Below are 3,915 nucleotides of genomic sequence, written 5' to 3'. Positions count from 1 at the left end.
TGTGTAGCAAGGTCCTTTGCAGTTTGTGATTCCTGGTGAGCCTCATCTGCTTTCTTTCCTGCCTCAGTGATAGCATCTGTTTGGTTATTCACTTTCTCCTCTAGTTGCTTGAACATCTCAGCAGGTACTTTATCCTGAAGAGAAGCTAAAATACGTTGATAAACTTTTCTTAAAGCGTCATCCGCTCCTTCGATCTCTCTATAGTTCCCAAAGTAGAATTTATCCTGTCTTGGGTCCTTATGAGATTCATCAGCAGCGATAGCTCTTGCTTCTAAGTAAAGAGGAGGATTAAGAGTTTTATCTTTAATATAGAGAGTATCTCCTTCATTAATTGACTCATGATAGAGTCCAGTAACTTTAGCTAATGATACTGCGTTCACTTCATAAGTTACGTTAGTTTTAACTCGTTTCTTTAAAGCTGCTTTAGTTAATGTTAAGAGCCGCTCAGGTGTCATCTGAGTGTTGTCTGTCTCTGGAGTATAGAATCCGAATCTGTGTTTCCCGTTACGATTCCATCTCTGGAAGGCTTCTTCATCAACTATATAGGGAATCCCATTGTTAGCATCTGCTACGGTGATTACAGTATCTTTACCGTTAGCATCTTGTACAGTTACATACCCGATAAGGGAAGTGATTACACCTTCAGAGTTTTCTGTACGTACAATACCATTTAGGTCTTTTCCTACAGTGATCTCCTTTCCAGTTACTCTTCCACGTTGCTCTAATAAGTCTACGTATCTTCCCACGATGTTTGGACCTTTAACGATTACTCTATATTGAATCTCATAGTTGTCAAATAAGTTTGAAATTAAATGATTAAACTTTAAAGGAGAAATAAACTCATTGACTATCATTGAGCGGTTACCGATTGCTTCGATGTTCCCTACTTCCCAGTCAGTACCATTTAAAGAGAATTGTAGGTACTGCTTAGGATTCCACGAGTCAAACTTTCGAGGAACAATATAAGACTCAGTATCTAATAAGGTCCACTCACCGCTTGCATATACAGTTACAACCTTTGAAGCAGAATCCTTTTCTACTTCAGTGATAACGTATGGAGTTATGATGCCTGGACGTGTTTCTTTTAAGATTAGATTTTGTTGCTTAAGAAGGGGAACAAATGGAGAGTTCTCTATAAGTTTAAAATCTAAGATATCTACTGAGTTCTTAATCTCCCAGTGACGTTTATCATCAAAATACTCACTTGCTCGTATCGTTGCTATAATCTGTCTAGTTTTATAATCTACTATGTGTAAGTCGCCACTTTGTTTTCTCATTATCTATATCGCTCCCTATATGTTATTTTTGCGGTTCCTATGGAGTTAGGGCGAATAATTATTTCATTGTCACCTCGCTTTACTATAGGGAAGTCGCTAAATATTTCTTTAATATTGATAGCATTCTCACCATTCAAGGTAACAAGTGCTCTTTCCGTGTCCACTACGATTCTATCTCCTTGGTCACATATGTACGGAGTAGCATCTACTGGGACACTAAACTTCTTATATACTTTTAGGTCTTCAATAAACGTAGAATCCAAGGGGCTGTAATCCCCATATTTAAATATCCCTACTGCTACTTTCGTAACTATTGAGGAAGTGGCAGTGTTCGTATTGTTGACGTCCTTCCAAGTTTCAATAATAGTTTCTTCATCTTGGACGGTTCCTTTTTTGAATAGAGCAGAATAAGCTGTCCAAGTGTTTCCCTCACGAGTCAGCATCACGTGGCCCCTAAAGTTTGTAAAAGATTCATCTGTTCTACCTGTATCATCTATTAAAACTTTCTCATCTGGGCCGTCATTTACGACTGTATAAGCTTTAGTGATAGAATGAGAGAAATACTCGTCTTTCATGCCTAGTTGAGCTACTATGCTATCATCTTTATCTAACAAGAAAAGCATAATAGTTCCCATTCGGTCATATCGAATAGAATCCAAAGAAAGTCTCATATCCACTTTGAAGTCTGTAGCACCTCCGGGAGGTAAATTCCTTTTAAGAATCGGGCCGTGCCAAGATTCTCCTACTGAGGTTCCGTAAGAGCTAGGAAGGAATCCATGGCCGTTCCCTGCTATTTGCATAGCCCCAGAGCCCTCAAATAGGGAACCTAAAGGGCCAGTATGTGGGGCCCATTGAGATAGGTCGGTCATTTTATCCCAGATAACTCTATCCTCTTGAGCTACTAGCTTTGTCTTTGGCCCTGTAGGATACCCAAGTCTAAAATATTCATTACCGTTCCAGACATCTACAAAGGGGCTCTTATTTAGTACATCTATCTCAATAATAGGGTTAGACTCTACAGTTCCTTTGTTAGGAATGATAGCTTTTAAGTCCTGGTTAACTATAGAGAAGTCGGACATCTTAACTTCCCCTAGCTTATAAGGCATAGGACATATAAACTTAATATTACCTTTACCTCTAAAGAGCAGCTCATCCAGGTCTGCTTCTCCGTCAATCATAGCCATATATGTTCTCCCTGGCTCATCATCAAAGATAAGCTCTTTAGGTTCGTCTTGTATGAGCCAATTAGCAAGGTCTTCCTTCTTTTGCTGTAGGTCTGTCTGATCCTTTGCTTTAATGATGACAGGGACCTCGATAACTCGTATTTTTGTGTTTGTCTGTAGGTGATACCCTCCAGGATGTCCAGGCACTGTTAATATGTCTCGCTCAATAGAAGCCCAGGCAGAACGATTAAAACCCATCATGATATATAAATAATCTCGTTTAGAGCCGTTAAATTTAAAACTCGACATATTATCAATCTCCTTTGTTTTATTTAAAAAGAGCCCTCCATAGAGAAGGGCTCATAAATTTATTCTAGAAAGCTGGTACTACTTGAGGAGCGAATTGTGCTAGTCTGCTAGTTCTTCGCTTATTAGCATTGTCTACGTCTTCGGAGATGACCTCACCTACTACTTTCTTGTCCATCACTAAGTAAGTAGGAGTCTTTTCAGATTGCCGTTCTTGAGATTCTGCTTGCTTAGTAGTTCTATCAGTCTTGCTAGCCCCAGACATACGCTCATAAGCAGTGGGAGCCATTGATACAGAACCTTTAATAACATCATCCATCTTAGGAAGCTTGAAGTCTGGAGTTACTCCTAGGTCCATTCCTTGGAAGTTATCATTCCCTACAATGTTTCCTAGTTCGATATCATTAGATAAAGCTTCAAAACCGTCCAGGACTGCAGAACTCATAAGCTCTGCTGCTTTGACCACCTCAGAAGTTTGGTCTTTAATCCCCACGGCTACACCTTCAGTGATGAATCCACCTACCGCCTTCATTACACGGGAAGGAGAGTGTATATCAAAGAATCCAGTGACTGCATCTTTTACCTTTCCAGCCATCTTTTTAGCTGCGTTAATAGCATCTGAAGCCATTCCACTAATTCCGTCTGCTAATCCTCGTACTATGTCTTTACCTGCACTTAGTAGCATAGATCCTGCATTAGAGAAACATTTCTTAATTCCTCCGATAACATTGTCTGTAATAGCGCTCCATAAGCTACTTAACACGGAATAGATACCTTTAATCAGAGACCAAAGTATCTGTACACCTGCAGCGAGTATCTGAGGAAGGTTAGTAATAATAGCCTTTGCTATTTCATAGATAATCTTTAGAGCTGCTACAGCTAACTGAGGCATAATTTGAATAATACCTTTGATAATTGCCATTAAGATTTTAATACCTGACTCAATTATCTTAGGGAGATTCTGCATGATTATATTTACAAGTTGAGTAATTATCTTAACTGCAGCATCTACAATCTTAGGAAGCATTTTTATGATTCCGTCAACGATAGCCATTAAGATTTTTACACCTGCATCTATAATTTTAGGAAGGTTAGTAATAATCATCTCAATAATTTTATTTACAAGCATGATAGCCGTGTCTACTAAATTAGGGAGAATCTTTACAATC

General features: G+C 38.9%; 3 protein-coding genes. All 3 read right to left on the bottom strand.

What is annotated here, in order from left to right:
- A partial coding sequence (locus JDS96_RS29840; RefSeq protein ID WP_199669008.1) for a phage tail spike protein occupies positions 1–1,277 on the bottom strand: 1,277 nt, incomplete at its 3' end.
- Positions 1,277–2,749 (bottom strand): distal tail protein Dit, encoded by a 1,473-nt coding sequence (locus JDS96_RS29835; RefSeq protein WP_199669007.1) that lies wholly within the window; start codon positions 2,747–2,749, stop codon positions 1,277–1,279. The genes JDS96_RS29840 and JDS96_RS29835, both read right to left, overlap by 1 nt.
- A 64-nt stretch (positions 2,750–2,813) precedes the next feature.
- Positions 2,814–3,915 (bottom strand): phage tail protein (locus JDS96_RS29830; RefSeq protein WP_472926301.1); only part of this gene is annotated, 1,102 nt, incomplete at its 5' end.

It is taken from the genome of Bacillus cereus group sp. N21, assembly GCF_016483395.1.
Lineage (GTDB): Bacteria > Bacillota > Bacilli > Bacillales > Bacillaceae_G > Bacillus_A > Bacillus_A pseudomycoides.
This window is presented reverse-complemented; position numbering and strand designations above follow the sequence as displayed.